Source organism: Methanoculleus sp. MH98A (assembly GCF_000691865.1).
Taxonomy (GTDB): Archaea; Halobacteriota; Methanomicrobia; order Methanomicrobiales; family Methanoculleaceae; genus Methanoculleus.
Genome location: NZ_JMIO01000077.1, coordinates 1 through 18,610 on the forward strand (window position 1 = coordinate 1; position 18,610 = coordinate 18,610).

The 18,610-nt window shown below is 61.7% G+C and carries 18 protein-coding genes and 1 pseudogene; 17 read left to right on the forward strand and 2 right to left on the reverse strand.

Features of this window, described 5'->3' with window-relative positions; genetic code table 11:
- The first annotated feature begins 664 nt into the window (after positions 1–664).
- From EI28_RS10245 to EI28_RS10310, 15 genes and pseudogenes are all read left to right on the forward strand, one after another.
- Entirely contained in the window at positions 665–1,228 is a 564-nt protein-coding gene (locus tag EI28_RS10245) for a DUF4013 domain-containing protein (protein WP_369792286.1), read from the forward strand.
- Between the two features lie 346 nt (positions 1,229–1,574).
- Complete coding sequence (locus EI28_RS10250) at positions 1,575–2,258, forward strand: DUF4013 domain-containing protein (RefSeq protein WP_048114609.1); 684 nt, start codon at positions 1,575–1,577, stop codon at positions 2,256–2,258.
- Between the two features lie 185 nt (positions 2,259–2,443).
- A complete protein-coding gene (locus EI28_RS10255) occupies positions 2,444–2,974 on the forward strand; it encodes a DUF4013 domain-containing protein (RefSeq protein WP_052379725.1) in 531 nt (176 codons plus the stop codon).
- Positions 2,971–3,120, forward strand: coding sequence for a hypothetical protein (locus tag EI28_RS14105; protein ID WP_155937354.1), 150 nt, complete (start codon positions 2,971–2,973; stop codon positions 3,118–3,120). Before EI28_RS10255 ends, EI28_RS14105 begins: the two co-directional genes overlap by 4 nt.
- Positions 3,121–3,215: 95 nt before the next feature.
- Positions 3,216–4,726, forward strand: a pseudogene (locus EI28_RS10260) (2-isopropylmalate synthase).
- Complete coding sequence (gene ilvB / locus EI28_RS10265) at positions 4,698–6,374, forward strand: biosynthetic-type acetolactate synthase large subunit (protein WP_048114610.1); 1,677 nt, start codon at positions 4,698–4,700, stop codon at positions 6,372–6,374. Before EI28_RS10260 ends, ilvB begins: the two are co-directional and overlap by 29 nt.
- Complete coding sequence (gene ilvN / locus EI28_RS10270) at positions 6,371–6,874, forward strand: acetolactate synthase small subunit (RefSeq protein WP_048114611.1); 504 nt, start codon at positions 6,371–6,373, stop codon at positions 6,872–6,874. The genes ilvB and ilvN overlap by 4 nt, the downstream gene beginning before the upstream one ends.
- Positions 6,875–7,080: 206 nt before the next feature.
- Entirely contained in the window at positions 7,081–8,667 is a 1,587-nt protein-coding gene (locus EI28_RS10275; RefSeq protein WP_048114612.1) for a sodium:solute symporter, read from the forward strand.
- Between the two features lie 153 nt (positions 8,668–8,820).
- Entirely contained in the window at positions 8,821–9,660 is an 840-nt protein-coding gene (locus tag EI28_RS10280; protein WP_369792287.1) for an EFR1 family ferrodoxin, read from the forward strand.
- Between the two features lie 24 nt (positions 9,661–9,684).
- Positions 9,685–10,446, forward strand: coding sequence for a 4Fe-4S binding protein (locus EI28_RS10285; protein WP_048114613.1), 762 nt, complete (start codon positions 9,685–9,687; stop codon positions 10,444–10,446).
- A complete protein-coding gene (locus EI28_RS10290) occupies positions 10,443–11,009 on the forward strand; it encodes a hypothetical protein (RefSeq protein WP_155937356.1) in 567 nt (188 codons plus the stop codon). The genes EI28_RS10285 and EI28_RS10290 overlap by 4 nt, the downstream gene beginning before the upstream one ends.
- Before the next feature lie 163 nt (positions 11,010–11,172).
- Positions 11,173–12,486, forward strand: a complete 1,314-nt coding sequence (locus tag EI28_RS10295; protein ID WP_048114617.1) for an NAD(P)/FAD-dependent oxidoreductase — start codon at positions 11,173–11,175, stop codon at positions 12,484–12,486.
- Positions 12,483–13,460, forward strand: a complete 978-nt coding sequence (locus EI28_RS10300) for a glycosyltransferase family 4 protein (protein ID WP_048114618.1) — start codon at positions 12,483–12,485, stop codon at positions 13,458–13,460. The genes EI28_RS10295 and EI28_RS10300 overlap by 4 nt, the downstream gene beginning before the upstream one ends.
- The gene (locus EI28_RS10305; protein WP_048114620.1) at positions 13,457–14,155 is read left to right on the forward strand and encodes a glycosyltransferase family 2 protein; all 699 of its coding nucleotides are present in this window, start codon (positions 13,457–13,459) and stop codon (positions 14,153–14,155) included. Before EI28_RS10300 ends, EI28_RS10305 begins: the two co-directional genes overlap by 4 nt.
- Positions 14,156–14,159: 4 nt before the next feature.
- Positions 14,160–14,585, forward strand: coding sequence for a PaaI family thioesterase (locus EI28_RS10310; RefSeq protein WP_052379726.1), 426 nt, complete (start codon positions 14,160–14,162; stop codon positions 14,583–14,585).
- A gap of 626 nt (positions 14,586–15,211) precedes the next feature.
- Here the strand turns inward: EI28_RS10310 and msrA are convergent.
- Entirely contained in the window at positions 15,212–15,706 is a 495-nt protein-coding gene (gene msrA / locus EI28_RS10315) for a peptide-methionine (S)-S-oxide reductase MsrA (protein ID WP_048114621.1), read from the reverse strand.
- An 87-nt stretch (positions 15,707–15,793) separates the two neighbouring features.
- Between msrA and EI28_RS10320 the strand changes: the two genes are divergently transcribed.
- Both EI28_RS10320 and EI28_RS10325 read left to right on the forward strand, forming a co-directional pair.
- Positions 15,794–16,345, forward strand: coding sequence for a ferredoxin domain-containing protein (locus EI28_RS10320; RefSeq protein WP_048114623.1), 552 nt, complete (start codon positions 15,794–15,796; stop codon positions 16,343–16,345).
- A gap of 12 nt (positions 16,346–16,357) precedes the next feature.
- Positions 16,358–17,440: a GHMP kinase gene (locus EI28_RS10325; RefSeq protein ID WP_048114625.1), complete on the forward strand. Its 1,083-nt coding sequence runs from the start codon at positions 16,358–16,360 to the stop codon at positions 17,438–17,440.
- Positions 17,441–17,777: 337 nt separating this feature from the next.
- Here EI28_RS10325 and EI28_RS13570 read toward each other — a convergent pair.
- The coding region (locus EI28_RS13570) for an endonuclease NucS domain-containing protein (protein ID WP_155937358.1) at positions 17,778–18,610 on the reverse strand (833 nt) is incomplete at its 5' end.

Genomic DNA, 18,610 nt, shown 5'->3' on the forward strand with positions numbered 1-18,610 from the left:
GACTGGATCTGCCTTTCCAGGATAGCCACTCAACGAGAACAGATGTCAAATGAAAATGGTTAAATTATGGTTCACTAAACTACCCGAATATGTCCAATGGCGGAACGGATACATATAGTTACAAGGGCTGGTTGACGTCAGACAGTTTCTTAAAACGTGCACTAGCAGTATTTGGTTACAATCTCGTCGCAGGTCTGATAATCTGGCTGGGCTTATTCATTATCTTCATGCTTTTCGGAGTGGTGGCTGCATTGGTATTTGGAACGTACTAACCAATCTTTTGGGTTTCCTCGATACGGGTCTTACCGGCGGGAACGTGGTCATCGGAATCGGCGTTTCTCTGCCGGGCTTTTGAATCTTGGTGAGTAATTTCTTGCAGCATCATATCCACACCGTTCGTTCACGCAAAGCCGCAGGGGATGACGTTGCGCAAGGACGGAGTTCTTACCGGTGCTCATGCTCCCCTCCCCGGCTGCCTGTCGCTGCCGTATTCTCAGCGTTTATATGCCGCGCTGTCCCTGCTCCGGAAAACGTTCTCAGCGCTGATTGCCTGATTCGTGGTGAAATGATCGCCCGGTTTCAGCAAAGGAAGGCTGCAAAAAGAGGAATTATGGCAACGCTTTTATACCATATAATCTCACAGTAAATCGTGGGTGATACACCTATGGATTATGGAAACATGCTGGGCGATTCGTTCAGCTATGCAAAAGACGCTGTCTGGGGCAAATGGGTCCAGTGGATCCTGCTCGCCATCAGCACGATCATATTCCCGCTCATCATGGGGTATATGGTCCGGATCTACAGCGGTGTGAAGCCGGCTCCCGAGGTAGGGAACTGGGTAGGGATGTTCATTGACGGCCTGAAACTCTTCGTCATCGGCTTCATTTACGCCATTCCGCTCTTCATCATCATGGCCATCTTCATGGTACCTGCAATCATGGCAGCCAACGGCGGAGACCCCCTGCTCGCCCTTGGGTCGCTGGGTATCGGCCTCCTGCTCGTGCTCATCGTCGGAATCATCATCTCGCTGATCTCGGCGATCGGTATCATCCGGTTCGCACATACGGACAGCATCGGCCAGGCGTTTGCCTTCGGTGCCATCCTCGAGCACATCGGCAAGATTGGCTGGGGAGCTACATCATCGCCCTCATCATCCTCTGGATCGTCGGGATTGTCTTTGGCTTCGTTGTCGGGCTGCTGGGTGCAATCCCGGTCCTCGGCTGGGTAATCGCGTTCCTCCTGTACCCGGTCTGGGCGATCTTTGCGGCACGGTACATGACGCTGATCTACGAAAGCGCTCAGGCACCGGCCTGAACCCTACTTTCTTTTCACAATCAAAGACGCCGCCGGAGAGGTTCCGGGCGCCCGGGGCACGGCGTACGTGATGCCCGTTGCTGAAACCCGGCTTTATATATGCTGCACCGCTCCGGTCCCGCTCGGATTGATCTGTGTCGGAATTAGACGATTTTTCCGGGTCAAATTAGCCCTTTTCTGGAAAGGGATATGGTAAAGTTTTCATTTAGACCAATACATTTATATAAGAAATTCTCAAATTTAACAAAGGTGGTACATCTATGGACTACGGTAATGTAATCTCCAACTCGTTTGAGTATACCAAAGAGGCTCTGGTTGGAAAGTGGATGCAATGGGTCATCCTGGCCGTCCTGGCACTCGTGCAGACGATCACGGTCTCCCTGATCCCGATGCTTTCCGGCTACGCCGTGCGGGTGCTCGCCGGCAACACACCTGCCCCCGAGATTGACGGGTGGGGCAAGCTCTTCGTCGACGGATGGAAGATGAATATCATTATGCTGGTCTACATGATCCCGGCAATCCTGGTCTTCCTCGTCCTCGGCGGCCTCAGCGCCCTCGCAGGAATGGCAACGACCGACCCGACTGCGGCCGGCGCCGCGATCCTCGGTGCACTGGCAGGAGCCTTCCTCGCCTTACTCGTCGCGGCCGTCATGGCGTTCATCGCCCTGTTTGCCGTACTGCGGTTCGCCCACACCGACAGTGTCGGTGAGGCGTTCAACTTCAGCGCCATCTTTGCACAGATCGGCGCGCTCGGGTGGGGAATCTGGATCATCGCGGTCATCCTCCTCCTCGTCGTCGCGTTTGTCTACAGCTTCGTGGTCGGCATTCTCGGTGGGATACCCTTCCTCGGCTGGCTCATCGCACTCTTCCTCAACGCGGCGTTCGCCATCTTCTCCGCCCGGTACCTTGCCCTAGTATACGCGGAAGCGCCCGCTTCCGCATAAACTACCCAAACAACCACTCCTTTTTCGCCGAACCTATCCTTATGCACCTGCACTGAGTCCTTCCGTCAACGGTACCGTCTTCAATCCGTCGGCAGAATCTCGGGGGTATACCGTTTTTTTCCGAACAAAAACAGCGTGTTTATCCCTATCCCGGGTAATTCTTAACCGAACATGCGGTGATACACATGGATGTCGTCCGATTAATCAGCGAGTCCTTCGGTTACGCGAAGGATGCAATCTGGGGCAGGTGGGTCCGCTGGCTCCTCCTGCTCGTCAGCACGATCATATTCCCGTTCATGTACGGCTACACGGTGCGGGTCATGAGCGGCACGAAACCCGCCCCGGAATTCGAAGGCTGGATCGGGCTTTTTATCGACGGCATCAAACTGATCGTCATCACGATCGTCTACTCGATCCCGCTCGTGATCCTGACCGTCCTTCCCTTCCTGATGTACTTCATCCCGGTCTCAGCGACGGTAACCCCGGTGGGATCCGGTCCCGAACCGCTTCTGAGCCCGGAGCTGGCCATCTTCGCAGCCCTCGCCATCCTTATCATCTTCATCCTTGCGGCCGTCATCATCGGGATCCTCTCGACGTTTGCGGCGGTCAGGTTCTCCCGGACGGGGAAGATGCGCGAGGCCTTCAGGATCCACACTCTCCTCACCCACATCGGCACGATCGGTGGATCCGCTGCTTCATCGCCCTCCTCGTCATGATCATCGTGATTGCGATCGTGGAGTTTATCCTTGCCCTGATCCCGCTCATCGGCCCGATACTCCTCTTCCTCCTCACGCCGGCGTTCATCATCTTCTCCGCCCGCTACGTCGCCCTCCTCTACGAGAGCGCCCCGGCGCCGGCGTGAAACCCCCCTTCTATTTTATCCCGCACCAGATTCCCCGACTGCCCAACCTTTAAGTAGCGCTGTCGCCAATTCTCTGACGGTGAATTGCACTATGTGTGATTGTTTTATTTGTTGAATCGCCCCGCTTTTTTGACACTACCTTACGGGACGGCGAACAGACACCGGGTGTCTCTCTCACGCCGGCAGGGAAACTTGAGATTGCAACGCACCTCGCCGACGTCGCGTCCACGTGATAGAAGCAGGCTCAGCCGCCGCGTCCGTCGGAGAACGCGAGTCCATCCGTGCCATCGCCGATGCCGGGCTTGCCGCCGAGTGCTGCACCTACGTCCGGGCTCTACCCGGGGACATCGACCTCGCCGCCGATGCCGGTGCCGACTCCGTCCACCTCGTCATCCCGGTCAGCGACCTCCACATCAGCAAGAAGCTCCGAAAGACCCGCGAACAGGTCTGCGCTATGGCCTGGAGCGCCGTCGAGTACGCCAAGAGCCGCGGTCTCGTCGTCGAACTCTCGGGTGAAGACGCGTCACGCGCCGACCAGGATTTCCTCGCGGAGGTCTTCCGGGAAGGGGTGGAGCGGGGCGCAGACCGGCTCTGCTTCTGCGACACCGTCGGCCTCCTCACGCCCGAGCGGGCGGCCGCGATCATACCGCCGCTCCTCTTCGCCCCGCTCTCCATCCACTGCCACGACGACCTCGGGTTCGGGCTCGCGACCACCGTTGCCGCCCTCCGGGCGGGGGCAACCTGTGCCCACGTCACCGTCAACGGCCTCGGGGAGCGGGCGGGAAACACGTCCCTCGAAGAACTGGTGATGTCGCTCGAGGTGCTCTACGGGGTCGATACCGGGATCAGGACCGAAGAACTCTACCCCCTCTCGACTCACGTCGCCCGGCTGACCGGGGTGCCGCTCGCGACCAACAAGCCGATCGTCGGCGAGATGGCCTTCACCCACGAGAGCGGGATCCACGCCCACGGGGTGATGCGGGACGCGAGCACCTACGAGCCGCTCCGGCCCGAGCGGGTGGGCAGAAAGCGCCGGATCGTCCTCGGGAAGCACTCGGGGTCGGCGGCGGTCGAGGCCGCGCTCAACGACATGGGGTATGCCCCGGACGGCCCGCAGCTCAAGGAGATCGTTACCCGGATCAAACGTCTCGGGGATGCCGGGATGCGGATAACCGATGCCGACATCATGGCGATAGCCGATACCGTCATGGAGATCGAGTTTACGCCGTGCATCGAACTGCGCCAGTTCACCATCGTCTCGGGGAGCAACGCGATCCCGACCGCCTCGGTGACGATGCTCGTTCGCGGCGAGGAGATCACCGGCGCCGCAGTCGGGACCGGACCGGTGGACGCGGCGATCCGCGCGCTCCAGCGATCGGTCGCGGACGTCGGGAGCGTGCGGCTCGACGAATATAGCGTCGATGCCATAACCGGCGGCACCGACGCCCTCGTCGACGTGTCGGTGAAACTCAGCAAGGACGGGAAGACCGTGACCTCGCGGGGCGCGAGGACCGACATCATCATGGCAAGCGTCGAAGCAGTTATCGCCGGGATGAACAGATTACTCAGGGAAGAGCATGAAGACCGGAGCCAGGACTCTGATTGAAGCGCTGCAGCGAGAAGGGGTGGATACCATATTTGGCTACCCCGGCGGCGTGGTGTTGCCGATCTACGATGAACTCTACGATTCGTCGATCCGGCACATACTGGTAAGGCATGAGCAGGCAGCGGCGCACGCAGCCGACGGCTACGCGCGTGCGAGCGGCCGCGTAGGCGTATGCCTTGCCACCTCCGGCCCCGGTGCATGCAACCTGGTCACCGGGATCGCGACGGCATATATGGATTCCATTCCGATCGTGGCGCTCACCGGCCAGGTGCCGACCGCCCTCCTCGGGAACGACGCCTTCCAGGAGTCGGACATCACCGGGATCACGATGCCGGTCACGAAGCACAACTACCTGGTGAAGGATGCCGGCGACCTCGACCGCGTGGTGCAGGAGGCGTTCTACGTCGCCAGGACCGGCCGGCCCGGTCCGGTGCTGGTCGATATCCCCAAAGACGTCAGCACAGGCCAGGTGTTGGAGGGAAAGCCCGTCCCCGAAACAGTCTCCCTCCGGGGCTACCAGCCCACCTACCAGGGGCACGTCCGCCAGATCGAGAAGGCGCTCGACCTGATAGCGACAGCCGAGCGGCCGCTCGTCTACGCCGGCGGCGGGGTGGTTCTCTCCGGAGCGTCGGCCGAACTCCTGGAGTTCGTGGAGGCGGCCGCCATCCCGGTGACGACGACCCTGATGGGGCTCGGCGCCGTCCCCGGCGACCACCCGCTCTGTCTCGGGATGCTCGGGATGCACGGCACCCAGTCCGCGAACTACGCGGTGACGGAGTGCGATCTCCTGGTAGCCGTCGGCGTCCGGTTCGACGACCGCGTCACCGGTAAGATCGAGACGTTCGCGCCGAACGCCACAGTCATCCACATCGATATCGACCCGGCGGAGATCGGGAAGAACAAGAAAGTCGACGTCCCGATCGTGGGCGACGTCAAAGCGGTGCTCCAGGCGTTTTTATCCCGGATGCAGAAGCGCGGCGATACGGCGAACTGGGTCTCCCGGATCGGCACCTGGAAGGCGCAGTACCCGCTCGGTTACCGCGACGACGACCATCTCCGGCCGCAGTATGTCGTGGAGCAGCTCTCCGACATCCTGAAAGGCGAAGGGGTCGTCGTGAGCGAGGTCGGCCAGAACCAGATGTGGACCGCGCTCTACTACTGCTTCAAAAAACCGCGGACCTGGATCACCTCGGGCGGCCTCGGGACGATGGGTTACGGGTTCCCGGCGGCCATCGGCGCACACTACGCCCGGCCCGACCTCCCGGTCGTCGACATCGCCGGCGACGGGAGTTTCCAGATGAACATCCAGGAGCTCGGGACGGTTGCGCAGTACAACATCCCCGTCAAAGTCGTGATCCTGAACAACATGTACCTCGGGATGGTGCGGCAGTGGCAGGAACTCTTCTACGACCGCCGCTACTCCTACACGGAGCTGCCGCCGGTGGACTTCGTCAAGATCGCGAACGCCTACGGGGTCGAAGGACTCATGGTCGACGAGAAGGCCGGCGTGCGGGAGGCGCTCGAGACCGCGCTCGCCACCGACGGGCCGTTCGTCCTGGACTTCCGGGTCGAGCGGGAGGAGAACGTCTTTCCGATGGTCCCGGCGGGTGCCGCCATCAACGAGATGATCGGGGTGCGCCAGCAATGAAACCGCACACCCTGAGCGTTCTCGTGGAGAACCGGGCAGGCGTCCTGAGCCGGGTCGCCGGGATGTTCTCGCGGCGGGGGTTCAATATCGAGAGCCTCGCCGTCGGGACCTGCGAGGAGCCGAACATGAGCCGGATCACGATCGTGGTGAACGGCGACGACGGCGTCGTCGAGCAGGTGATGAAGCAGACCAACAAGCTCATCGACGTCATCAAGGTCTCGGACCTGACGAAGCGGGAAAGCGTGGAGCGGGAACTCGCCCTCATCAAGGTGGCCGCCGAGACCGGACCGTCCCGCGCCGAGATCCTGCAGATCGCCGACATCTTCCGCGCCCAGGTCGTGGACGTCGGGTCGAAGACGCTGGTGCTCCAGGTGACCGGGGATGCGGAGAAGATCGATGCGCTGGAGAAACTCCTGCGCCAGTACGGCATCAAGGAACTCGTCCGCACGGGGAAGATTGCGCTCCTCCGGGGCGCAAAGACCGTGAAGAGTTCCAAATAACATTCTTTTCGGTGTGATGCCTTCATCGCTCCATCGGGGTAAGCTCATCACCTCCCCGGCGATTGTGTTATATGTTAGCATGTCACACACTAACATAGCATGTTCTTCGGGCTACCTCTCCATACGGGAATCATCGTGGGCGCCGCCGTCGCTCTGGTCTTCGTACTGCTCGCTCTCTGGGGTCTCGGGTTCAGGGAGGCCCCGTGATGGCGGACATCCTGACGTTCGTCCTGATCGGGCTCTACTTCTTCGTGCTCGTCGGCATCGGGAACTGGGCTTCGAAGAAGATCCATAACACCGAGGACTACATCCTCGCGGGCAGATCGCTCGGGTTCTGGGTCTTTACGATCCTGATCGTCTGTTCGATCTGCAGCGGGATGACCCTGCTCGGCGTCAGCGGGTTCGGGTATACGTCCGGCTGGCCGGGGATCTGGGAGCAGATCTTCGTTCCGCTCGCGGCCGCGTTCTGTATCATCTTCTTCGGGGTGAAACTCCAGGCCATCGGGAAGGAGCGGGGCTACCTGACCGTCCAGGACTACCTCGCCGACCGGTTCGAGAGCCCGCGGGCACTCAGGGCGCTCTCGGCGGTCTCCGGGATCATCGTCTCGCTGATCTACCTCGTCGGGCAGTATGCCGCGATCAGCATCGTGCTCGTCTGGCTCTTTGGTATCCCGCACTGGCAGGCGCTGCTCATCGCCGGGGTCATCATCACCGCCTACACGGTCGTCGGCGGGCTCTACGCCGTCTCCTGGACGACCCTCTTCCAGGGCGGGATCCTGATCTTCGGCGTCCTCCTGATGGCGCCGTTCGTCGTCATGAGTGCCGGCGGGCTCACTCACATCAACACGGTCATTGCCGGGATCGACCCGAACTTCGTCGAGCCGTGGTTCCCGAGCCCGGCGTATGCCGCATACGCGTACGCGACGCCCGAGTTCCTGGTCTCGTTCGGCATCCTCCTGATGGTCGGCCTCGCCTGCGCGCCGCACGTCGTCAACAACGTCCTGGCCGCAAAAGAGGCGCGCTACTTCAAGTGGGCGCCGCTCGTCGCGTTCGCCATCTACGCGGTCGTGATGTTCCTCGTCAAGTTCACCGGGTTTGCCGTCCGTTCGCTCGTCGAGGAGGGAAAACTGGTGCTCCCGAACGCCGTGAACGCCCAGGATTACTCCTTCATCCTGGGGGTCGAACACGCGATGCCGAACGTGGCGTTCTGGGCGCTCTTCGCGGTGATCGTCCTTGCGGCGGTGATGTCGACGACCGATCGGCTGATGCTCACGGTCGGCACGTCGTTCGCGTGGGACATCTACAAGAACATCTTCCGCCCCTCGGCGACCGATAAGGAAGTGCTCCTCGTCTCGAAGGTCGCGATCGTCCTCGGGGCCGGCGGCACGCTCCTCCTTGCCATCAACCCGCCGGAGATGCTCGCGTGGCTGATCTGGATGGGGATCGGGGTGATGCTCGCGACGTTCGCGGTTCCGCTGCTTGCCGGGCTCTACTGGCGCGGTGCGACCGGCGAGGGAGCGATCGCGAGCATGGCGACGGGGCTCGTCGCGGCCGGCATCTTCGGATACTACTCCAAGTTCGTCGGATCGCTTCCCGTGCACTTCAGCCTCTATGCACTCGTGCTCTCGCTCGCCGCCATGATCGTCGTCAGCCTCCTCACCGCCCGGAGTTCGGCCGATGTGCTCGACGGCACCCGGACCGGCTGGTTCATCCAGTCCCCCCGGAGCGCCCCGCGGCCGGGCACACCGGGGGCGACCCGGCTCGCCGATAAGGACTCGCCCCGCCGGGAGTGACGGCGGAGCGATCACGCCACTTTTTTTCGTGTCCCTGCATGAGACTGCGTCGTCGTGATGGTGCGCCACGCCAATGGCCCCGGTTCGCCCGCCCGATCGTCTTCGCAAAGTCCATATCCCTATGAGCGAACACTAAGACTGCTGACACAACCGGTGGAGAGCGGGATCGAGCCGGGGTCGCTTGAGGTTGCCATGAAGACCGTCATCTACTATTTTACCGGCACCGGCAACTCCCTTGCCGCGGCGAGGAAGATCGGCGGGGCTCTCGGGGATACCGACCTCGTCCCGATCGCATCGCTCGCGAATACCCCTGGCGCAATCACCCCGGCCGCCGAACGGGTCGGGATCGTCTGCCCGGTCTACGACTGTGGGGTGCCGGTCATGGTAGCCAGGTTCGCGGAACGGCTCGACCTCTCGGGGGCGAAGTACACCTTCGCGGTCGTCACGATGGGCGGCATGGGGGTTTCGGCCCTCCACCAGCTCGATGGGATCCTCCGGGAACGGCAGGGCCGGGGGCTCGACGCCGCGTTTGCCGTCAGCATGCCCGGCAACTTCCCGCCGCTCATGCGGTCGGTGCCGGCGGAGAAGTGTGGCAGGACCCTCGGCAGGGCAGACAGCCGGCTCGGCGAGATCGCGGAGGCGATCGGGAGCGGCCGTTCGGTCTCTCCGGGGTTCGCGCCCATCTCCGGGCTCGTGAAAGCCCTGAGTTACGGATCGCTTGCAAAGGCCGCTCACGATGCGGGCAAACTCTTCTCAGTATCGGACGCCTGCACCGGCTGCGGCACCTGCGCGAGGGTCTGCCCGGCGGGGAATATCGAGATGGTCGACGGTCGTCCGGCCTGGGGGCGGCACTGCGAGATCTGCTGTGCCTGCCTCCACTTCTGCCCGACGGAGGCGATCCAGCTCAACGTGATGCTCGGGACGGAGGGCCGGGGGCGCTACCGCCACCCGGATCTCACGGTTGCGGATATGGAGGCGCAGCGGGGGGAGTGAGCCCGCACAGGCGAGGTTTGAGCCATGACATACGAACCGAAGATCCGATCGGCACTGCGCCAGAAGATACGGATAGCACTCCTCATCTTCTCGTTCGTGCTGATGCCGGTGACCTTCGTCTACATCTCCTGCCCGCTCATCACCGAGGGTGCGTCGCAGGGCATCGCCACCGGCGGCCTCTTCGTATTCACGTTTCTCTTCATCGGCTCGCTCTTCTTCGGGAGACTCTGGTGCGGCTACCTCTGCCCCGCGGGCGGCCTGCAGGAGATCTACGCCCGGATAAATGGAAAACCGGTGACCGCCGGATGGCTGAACTACCTCAAATACCCCGTCTTCCTCGGGATCTTCGGCTCCATCGCTCTCGCCGTCTACTCCGCCGGGGGCCTCTGGGTCTTCGACCCGTTCTACCAGACCGGCAACGGGATCTCGATCGACCGGCCGGGCGCATACACCCTTCTCTACGGCCAGATCATCTTCATCACCGTATTCGCCCTTCTCGCCGGAAGGCGGGGGTTCTGCCACACCTTCTGCCCGATCGCGGTGATGCTGATCCTCGGGCGGAAGATCAGGAACCTCGTGAAATGGCCGGCGCTCCACCTCGCGGCCGCACCGGAGCGCTGCGTGGACTGCGGGAGGTGCTCGCAGGCCTGCCCGATGAGCCTCGACGTCCGCGGCATGGTCCGGGAAGGAAGGATGGAGAATGCGGAGTGCATCCTCTGCGGCGAATGCGTGGACGCCTGCCCGGAAGGCGCTGTTCGCTACGCGTGGAGGGGGGAGGGGCTATGATCGTCGGGACGGTCTCGTCCGCCATCCGGAGGATTTCATCGGGAAGAACACTCGTCGCGTCGTTCGCCTTCTTCGCCGTCCTGGCTGCCCTGATCAACGGACGGCCGTTCGGTCTTTCTGCGCTCGCACAGATCACGGGCGGCGCTACGATCCTCGACATGGCGTTCACCTACACCCCGGTGCAGGCGTACGCGATGCTTGCTGCGCTCGGTGATGCCGGGCGGGCGTTTTACCTGACGCGGATCGTGCCGCTCGACCTCGTCTTCCCGGCGGCGTATACGCTCTTTTATGCGGTTGCAATCACCTGGCTCCTCTCCTGCTGGCTGCCGGAGGGGAGTCCCTGGATGCGGTTAAACGTCGTCCCGCTCGTCGCCGGCATCGCCGACTACTGCGAGAACATCGGGGTCATCGCGCTGCTCCTCTCCTACCCGGCCGAACTCTATGGGGTTGCGGCGTTCACCGGCGTGATGTCGCCGATCAAGTATACGTTCATCGCGGGCAGCGTGCTGATCATCCTCGGCGCACTTGCCGGGTGGGCGGTCAGCAGGCTACGGGGGCGGTGATCCCTGTAGTTATTGCGATCACCGGGAGCCCGCCATCAGCGCAACGGGACAGAACTCGCATCCGCGTTCCCTGACCGCGCACTCCCGTTTTTGCTCCAATATCCGGCAACCGCGGGGAAACGGATGGTCAACCATATAAGGTTTCGGCATAAACAGTACGAACGTGAAATCGGCGGTACTGGGCGGCGGCCTCACCGGGATAACGCTGGCCCGCCTGCTCCACGAACAGGGCGACGACGTGGCCGTTCTCGAACGGAACGAGGAAATCGGGGGGCTCTGCCGCTCGAGGACGGAAGCGGGGTTTACGTTCGATGCCGGGGGCTCGCACATCATCTTCTCCCGCGACACGGAAGTCCTCTCCTTCATGCTCTCGGTTCTCGGCGAGAACGCCGACCGGCGGACGCGGAACACGAAGATCCTCTATAAAGGCCGCTACGTCAAATATCCCTTCGAGAACGGCCTGTATCAACTCCCTGACGAAGACCGCTTCTTCTGCATCAACGAGTTCGTCAAAAACCTCATTGCCGTCGAGAAAGGCGAGGTCCCGTCGCCGGAAAACTTTGCCGGGTGGATCACCTATACCTTCGGCCGGGGCATCGCCGAGTGCTACATGCTCCCCTACAACGAGAAGATCTGGAACTACCCGGCCGACCGGATGTCGCACCACTGGGTGGAGGGGCGTATCCCCCGCCCGCCGGTCGAGGATATCATCAGGTCGGCCATCGGCATCGAGACCGAGGGCTATGTCCACCAGGCGGTCTTCTCCTACCCGGTGACCGGCGGGATCGAGGCGTTGGTGCGGGCAATCGCGGAACCGGTCGCCCCCGCCGTCCGGACCGGTTTTGCCGTCGCCTCCGTCCGCGAGGAGGACGGCGGATTTGTGGTGAGCGACGGCCGGAAGACCGTCCGTGCGGATCGCGTCATCTCGACGATCCCGCTCCAGAACCTGCTCCCCTGTCTTGCGGACGTCCCGGCGGAGGTGCAGGCGGCCTGCGACGCCCTCCGCTACAACTCGCTCTGCTCGGTCTTCATCGGCCTTGCCGGGGAGGTTCCCGATATATCCTGGCTCTACGTCCCCGACGAGAAGACCGGCCTCTTCAACCGGATATCGTTCCCCTCGAATTACAGCACCGAGGTCGCCCCTCCGGGCCACTCCTCGATCCTCGCCGAGATCACCTACAACGACGGGGACGCGGTCTCCCGGATGTCGGACGCCGAACTGGTCGAGCATACCGTCGCGTCGCTCGCCGCCGCCGGGTTCATTCCTTCACGGGACAGGGTCGTCTACACCGGCGTCGCGCGGGAGCGGTTCGCCTACGTCGTCTACGACATCGAGTACCGGAAAAACATCGCAATCGTCCGTGAGTTCTGCCGGGAGCGGGGCATCGACCTCGTCGGGCGGTTCGCAGAGTTCGAGTACCTCAATATGGATGGTTGCATCAGGAGCGCAATCGACTTCGCGAGGAAGGATCGATGAAAGTCAACATATTCGTCGAAGACTTCCGGTTCCTGCGCTACATCGGGTGCGCGACGGCGGCGAGGACGCTGTATAACCATCTCGCCCGTCTCCCCGGCATGGAGGTCACCCGCAACCTCTACCACGGCGATTTCGACCTGACCCACTACCACACCTTCGGGCCCTGGGCGATGTATCACCTGAAGTTCACCGAGGGCGCAAAGGTCCTGACCGCCCACTCGACCCCCCGCCTGAACGAGGGCAACGTTGCGTTCTCGCAGAGGATAAACCAGATATACCCGAAGATCTACCGCCAGTTCGACCACATCATCACGATATCGGAGCCCTGCCACCGCGAAACCGAGCAGTTCGTCGCCGACATCCCGATGACCCTCATCCCGAACGGGATCGACCGGGAGTACTTCAAGCGCGACGAGAAGAAGCGCAAATCGTTCCGCGACGAGTACGGCATCGATCCCGGCCGGAGAGTGGTGCTCTCCGTCGGCCAGCAGACCCCCCGGAAGGGCATCTACGACTTCTTCAAACTCGCGGACCAGCATCCCGAGATGACCTGGGTCTGGGTGGGGGGGTTCCCGTACGGGACGTTCTCGAAGGACTACGCGAAGATCCAGATGCTCAAGACCCAGTGCCACGAGAACGTCATCTTCACCGGGGTCATCGACGACATCTCCCGGGCATACAGCGGGGCGGATATCTTCTTCATGCCTTCCCACGCCGAGACGTTCGGCCTCGTGATCGTGGAGGGCCTCTCGGCGGGTCTTCCGGTCATCGCCCGGGACATCTACGAGTTCCGCGAGATCTTCGGCGACTCGGTGCTCTTCTTCTCCGGGGTCGACGAGGCGCGGGAGATCCTCGCCGACGACGCGGCCCTGCGGCGCTGCGCCTCCCGCGCCCGCGCTTCGACGGAGAAATACGACATCACGCTTATAGCAAAACGGCATCAACAACTATACCGGGAGTTGATCGAGGGATGATCTCCGTAGTCGTGCCGACCTACAACGAAGAGCAGAACATCGAGCGCTGTCTTGCGTCGCTCGCCGACCAGACGGTGCCGAGGGAGACCTACGAGATCATCGTCGTCGACGGAGATTCGAAGGACCGGACCCGGGAACTGGCCGAGCCCCTTGCGGATCAGGTCTTCATCCAGACGAGCAAGCGGGTGGGCGGAGCCCGAAACGACGGGGCGATGGCGGCGAAGGGCGATATCATCGCCACGACGGATGCCGACTGTATCCTCCCCCGGGACTGGGTGGAGCGGATCGGGCGGGACTTCGCGGAGAGGGATATCGTGCAGCTCTACGGCACGGTCTACCCGATCGAGGACTCGTTCAGGAACCGGCTCTCTCTTCTCGGCGCGAACACCTTCTCGCGCCTGGGCTACTACACCCGGACGATCTACTTCACGCTCGGGTGCAACACGGCCTTCGACCGGGAGGCGTTCGTCCGGGCGGGGATGTACCGCTGTATCGATGCCGGGGACGATCTCGAGATCGCGCAGCGGATGCGCAAACTCGGGAAGGTCCACCTCGACCCCCGCTTGAAAGTCGGGTTCTCGATGCGGCGCTACCAGCAGTTCGGGACGCTCAAGTCGCTCTGGGAATGGTTCTACATCGTTCTTCGCGGCGGTGAGGCCGGCGGAACCACCTACACGCAGCGGGAGTACAAGTAGCCTCATGAAGAAGACCGCATCCGTCCCAAAAGCCTATTCTGCGGCGGTGCAGCGATCCGATACCTGCGAGTTCGCACGCCTCCTCGGGATGGCGGTCACGGCGATCGAGGACGGCCGTGTTAAGGTGGCGATGCCGGCGGCGGGGATGAGGAACGCTCACGGCACGACCCACGGGGGCGCGATCTTCGCCGTCGCGGACCACGCGTTCGGCATCGCCGCGAACATGGAGGGGGTCGACCAGATCGCGATCTCCGCGAACATCCGCTACTTCACCGTCCCGGCGGGGGAGACGCTCGAAGCGGTCGCATACATGGTATCGGAGACGGAGAAGACGTCGGTCTATGCCGTCGACGTCTACTCGGGCGACCGGCTGGTCGCAACGTTCGAGGGCGTCGGGTTCAAGATCGGGGGGACGGCGCGGAAAGAGTGAAAGGGGGGTTGGTGCCGGCAGAGGCGCCGGCTCTTTTTTTTCGCGATTCTGTTGTTTGAAATCTGAGGGGTTCTTGACCATTTGTCCCTCTGCCGTTGTTATCCACGATTATTGGAACTGGATGAGCGAGAGCAAGCCCAAGAAAGTGGACCGTGGGGATATCGTGTCTGGGGGAGGGGCTGACGGGGAGTGCGACGGTTTGTAGAACCGGAGCTCGACCACCGTCAGGTGCGAGGTGCGAACGGAGTGAGCATGAGAAACTCGAGGAGTTTCGAGGGGCATGCCCCCTCCCCTGTCTCTCTCCCTAAGGAGGCGTAACCCCCACCTCACCCGGCCTCCGGCCTCCTCATTCGCACCTGCGGTGCTCAAACTCCTGCCGTTCCAGCAGTCGTTCCCCGCCCCAGAGGGGCGGAGGCAGTGCGTGGCGATAAGCGACGTTCCGGCAGGAACGGAGCTGGAGCACCGAAGGTGCGATATCCACTGGAAAGCCGTGTGCGGGGTCGCAAGAATCTAAGCGGACGGATTTCTAATGACAATTGTTGCAGGGCCCGAAGCCTCATAAGAACGGAGAGTGAGATGTTCAAAATCGCCAACCGCAGCCCTAACGTACCCCCCGCTCTTTTCTCCTACCACACCGTCCGGCACTGCCCGCCGCCGCGCTTCGCGAAGTACTGCTGGTGGTACTCCTCCGCCCGCCAGAACGTTCCCGCGGGCTCGATCGCGGTCACGATGGGGCGGCGGAACCTCCCCGATCGGTCCATCTCCTCCTTCGACGCCCGGGCCTCCGCCTCCTGCTCGGGAGTGTGGACAAAGATCACCGACCGGTACTGCGTCCCGACATCGGGCCCCTGCCGGTTCGGGGTGGTCGGGTCGTGGGCGTCCCAGAATACGTCGAGGAGCGCCCGGTACGAGACCCTGCCGGGGTCGTAGGTCACCTGCACGACCTCCGCGTGCCCGGTCCTGCCGGTGCAGACCTCGGGGTAGGATGGGTTCTCGGCGGTGCCGCCCATGAACCCCACCGCGGTTTCCACGACGCCCGGCACGCGCCGGAACGCCTCCTCAACGCCCCAGAAACACCCCGCGCCGAACGTGGCGCGCTCGAGGCTCTTCTCCGGTGCCATGACGGTCCGGCTCTTCGGTGGATCTGTGAAAAAGGTATCGACCCCGTCTGGGCATACCCTTATCTTGGGTCGGGGCCACGTACTCTCATGGTCTTTGAATCAGACGCCGTAGAGGTGGTCGCCCGGCTGATGGCGCTCTCTGCCCGCACCGCCCCGAAGGCCCGGGGCACCGACGTCATCAGGACGATGATCGTCACGGGGGAAGAGAAGGCGCAACTCGCGGAGGCGATGCGGGAGTACGGTGAGACGCATGATATGGGCTTCTTCATCAGGGACGCGGGCAATATCAAGGCAAGCGACGCCTGCCTCCTCATCGGGTCGCTCCTCACCGACGCCGTGGGGCTGGACTGCGGCGGGTGCGGCTATGCCACCTGTGCGGAGATGCTCGACGCCCAGCGCGAGCTAAACCCACCGGCCACGCCGTTCCGGGGCCCGAACTGCATTGTGCGGATGACGGATCTCGGGATTGCGGTCGGTTCTGCAGTGAAGACCGCGAGCCTCCACAACGTCGACAACCGGGTCATGTACACCGCCGGCGTCGGGGCGCTCTCGCTCGGGTGGCTGGAAGGCTGCGGGGTAGCCTACGGGATCCCGCTCCGGGCATCGGGAAAGGATATCTTCTTTGACCGTACACGCTAACCGGGTATCAGCATGCCTGTTATGAAGATCCGGGGCGGGGACCTCGACCTCGTCGAGTACGAGTTCACCTCCTTCTCCCCCGGCGAGAATATCCGGCCGTGCGGTCTCAAAAAGGACTACCGGCTCACACCGGTCTCCGGCACCGTCGTCGCCCGCGCCCCGGCGAGGATTCACCTCACCGTGCTCGACATGAACCGGTTCTCCCCGGACCGTCCCGGGGGAGGCGGGATCGGGTTCGCCATCGGGGTCTATTGCACCGCCGAGGTCGAGTGCACGGATTCAGGGATTGAGATCGACTACACCCGCGAACCGATCCTCCGGCACTTCGCGGAGGCCTTCCGGCAGGTCGTCGGGTACGAGGGCGGCTTTAAGATCCGCGCACGCGACCACCAGTACGAGCACGTGGGGCTCGGGTCGACGAGCACCATCCTGATCGCGGTCGCGAACGCTCTCAACGTCGCCGTGGGCTCGCCGCTGACCTCTGATGAGCTCCGCCTCCTCCTCGGCTGCAACTTCGTCGAGGAGACGGAGGCCGGGAGCGTTGCGTTCGGGTTCGAGACCGGTGTCGGGCCCGCCGCGAGCAGCCACGGCGGCATGGTGGTGATGGGCGACGACCTGGCGCTCGTCTACCGGCACGCCTTCGCCGGGGGCAAGAACGTCTACATCGCCATCCCGTCCTCCGATATCTCGTCGGCGGGAGAGATGGAGTTCGACCTCCTGATGAACAAGGCCCGGACGCTCGACTACCGCGACCGCGAGCTGAAGTCCTACCTCGTCCTGATGGACCTCATTCCCGCGCTGGAACGCGGCGACCTCCGGAAAGCCGGCGACGTCATCTGGGAGATCGAGTTCCGCGGCTCCAAACGCGCCGAGGTGGAGCACCACGGGTTCGAGATCTACCGCTACATGGCGGCACTCCGGGACGCCGGGCTCGAGTTCGTCGGGATGAGTTCGGTCGGCCCGTCGATCGCGGTCATCACCGCCCGGCCCGAGGAGGAGGTGGCGGTGATCCTGGAGAAGGCCGGCCTCCGGGTCGCGATTGCGACCGAGGTGGACAACGAGGGGCTGAAGGTTCACCTGGAAGAGAGGGTGTGAGGGGCGGGGTTACCCGGTTTAAAATCATATTTTGCAGGTTTCATGGCGGATCGGGGCTCCCAGCCGCAGTAGCAGAACGCGCATGCAGGGTGTGTGGTTCACTCGTGCTAGCTGCGTGGCCTGTTTCTTTGATGATGAAAGATGGGCACCATCGTTCGGTGTTATTTACACATCCCGATGCAGTGGACCGTGGGGATATCGCGTCTGGGGGAGGGGCTGACGGGGAGGGGGCATGCCCCCTCCCCTGTCTCTATAATTCACACCCGCGGTGCTCGAACCCTCATATTCATGGAATGATTATGTCACAGGCAGTCGGTAGTATGGTGCTCTCCTCCAATCACATGCAACTATACTCCATTTTTAAGTTGAACTCAATTACAGAGATGTTGCTGCCTTCGGGCATATTGCCTTGGATTGCACCTAACGCAGACTTGGTTCGCCGATCTATTTCTTTGCATATGAGAATTCCTGTCACTTTATCGGTATTGAATTCCTTCATTATCTGATTCATATAGTCTAATAGTTGGATTAACGCACTTGAGGGCGATTTGTCTCTTTTTAATTCAATGACGGTGTATTTGTCGTCCTGCTTATGCTTACAGAAGATGTCAATATAGGTGCCATCTCTTGTACGATAATGCTGGTTCTTATCGACAATCTCTAAGTCAGGGAACAGTTGATGGAAATTCCGCCGAATTACATCTTCTAAATGAAGTTCTAACATATTTTCTATGACTAACGTTTTGACTCCTTCAGAATTGACACCAAGATCAGCTTTAATGGGGTCACTTGTTAAGAAAAACTCTTCAAGCGCATCAAATTCTGCAACGATCTGGGATAACCCTTCAACTGGCAAATCAATAGGGGCGATAGTACCAACAATTACATTTCTCAAGGCTTGATCACAAATTCTTCCTACGATGTCATCCGCTTTTCCACATCTTCCAGCAACATTTGCTATGAATTCCCTATAGGACGTGGAATCCCCTTCGGAAAGATCCTCGTCCTCATCTCCCCTTCCTCTCAATATGAACTTTCTTATACTTGCTCTTTTTTCATCTGATAGCGTAACAAACTCTCTGTAGCAGGCAAGAAAGACATCAGGATGTTGTGTACGCCGATATTTATCTGTTAAGAGAATCTTCCCAAGATAGTACTGTTTGTTATCAT